The organism is Herbaspirillum sp. VT-16-41 (assembly GCF_001994935.1).
Lineage (GTDB): Bacteria > Pseudomonadota > Gammaproteobacteria > Burkholderiales > Burkholderiaceae_D > Herbaspirillum > Herbaspirillum frisingense.
The window spans coordinates 1-360 of sequence record NZ_MUXB01000240.1; the positions used below are offsets into that span (position 1 = coordinate 1).

General features: G+C 61.4%; 1 protein-coding gene. It reads right to left on the bottom strand.

All coding sequences use genetic code 11. The annotated features are described in order from the left end of the window. A partial coding sequence (locus tag BTM36_RS26880) for an FAD-dependent oxidoreductase (RefSeq protein ID WP_168189852.1) occupies window positions 1-360 on the bottom strand: 360 nt, incomplete at both ends.

Consider the following 360-nt stretch of genomic DNA (forward strand, 5'->3'; position numbering starts at 1 on the left):
CTTCGGTTTTTCCGACCGAAGCCACTTCTGGTTGCGTATAGACGACACTCGGAATGGCATCGAAATTCACATGTCCCGCCTGTCCGACCAGAATCTCGGCAACGGCGATGCCTTCGTCTTCGGCCTTGTGCGCCAGCATCGGGCCCTGGACCACATCACCAATCGCGTAGATACCCGCGACGTTGGTCTGCCAATGCTCGTTGATTGCCACACGTCCGCGATCATCGACGGCAACGCCGGCTTCCTTGAGCCCCAGACCGTCCGTGTAGGGGCGGCGGCCGGTGGATACGAGAACGGCATCAGCCGCGATGGTCTGGGCTTCACCGCCCTTGACCGGCTCGAACGTCACCTTGGCTCCCT